Below are 1,199 nucleotides of genomic sequence, written 5' to 3' on the forward strand. Positions count from 1 at the left end.
AACTGAACCCGATTCATCGTCGCCATAATCTTCTCCCGCCTGCGCCACCGCGCACGCATATGCAAGGTTGGACACGTAACGGCGACCAAAGTTCAGTTATGCTGAAGATCAGCGCTAATCACCAAAAAGAATGATTATTTACGTCAATAAACGGAGTGTTTGATAATGGGATTTTTCTATTTTGGACTGCTGTTAGGCTGGTTCCTTGTGCAAGAGGTATTACATGGCTAATCGATGTTCGGCATAAAAAATTGGTCGCAATGGTCATTATAATGATTGGATTGCCGCTGCCGCTGGCGGATGAAATTATTGGTGCTATGCAATTTAGTGAGTTGTGCAAATATCAAGTTATCTACAAGTCGCCGGATATGCAGAATAAGAAAGGATCACGCCTGATATTTATTGATCATAAGGAAATTCCAATTCATGGTAAGGCGCTACCCATGACTCGGGGGATGGAGGACTACGTTAGCGAAAGCGATCATTCATTGATGCTGAGTTTCGCCATTTTTAAGGCGGGCCAAGGATATCTGGCCAGGGCATTCCCGCTGAACGAGGGCGGAACGCCATTGATTTTTAGCGGTGATTGTCAACCAGAAGAATATCGTATGCTTTTTACTGATTATAAAATTGTCAATTAATTGGAAAGTTTTTATGAATTTACATAATATATATGAATGCAATTTTAGCTGATGCTTCATATGCTAAAAAGTTAATAGATGGATTGGAAGGTTCAAGCTTGGAGAAGGCATTGAGCGTTCGAATGACCCCAGCTCTGGCTAAGTTTATGGCAAGAGTATTTAGCGTGGTCAGTCACCTTGAAACTGATGATGAATGGATGAGTGGATTCGACGGAACGATTTGGAGATCGACTTCGGATAAAATGATTTTTGTTTCCCTGAAAGGCACAAAAGGAATGGGCGATATATTTACTGGCGCCGGGACAGCGAGCTACTCAGGAGAGTTTGCGTGAACGTTAATGTTATGCGGTGAAGTCAGTTCTCGGGCTGATTGCGTCCGAGGTAAATGTTGTTTTGAAAAAATTCTTTGCGACTTATGGATTTGTAACAGGAGAGCCTCTTGCAAAACTAGCGGAACGGATGAAAATTGCTTGGCAGCGCAAGCGAAAAGGTGGGAGTGGGCGCCCATTTCTGGCATGATTTAGTTCTAACGCTTAATCAAAACGCCCACACCATGAA

The 1,199-nt window shown here is 43.1% G+C and carries 2 protein-coding genes; both read left to right on the forward strand.

Annotated features, from left to right (window positions below):
- Positions 1-260: 260 nt before the first annotated feature.
- Positions 261-641 (forward strand): hypothetical protein, encoded by a 381-nt coding sequence (locus F1735_RS33700; RefSeq protein WP_167241375.1) that lies wholly within the window; start codon positions 261-263, stop codon positions 639-641.
- A 32-nt stretch (positions 642-673) separates the two neighbouring features.
- The gene (locus F1735_RS33705) at positions 674-973 is read left to right on the forward strand and encodes a hypothetical protein (RefSeq protein ID WP_167241377.1); all 300 of its coding nucleotides are present in this window, start codon (positions 674-676) and stop codon (positions 971-973) included.
- Positions 974-1,199 lie beyond the last annotated feature (226 nt).

The organism is Massilia genomosp. 1 (assembly GCF_011682185.1).
In the GTDB taxonomy this organism is placed as follows: domain Bacteria; phylum Pseudomonadota; class Gammaproteobacteria; order Burkholderiales; family Burkholderiaceae_D; genus Telluria_A; species Telluria_A rubra.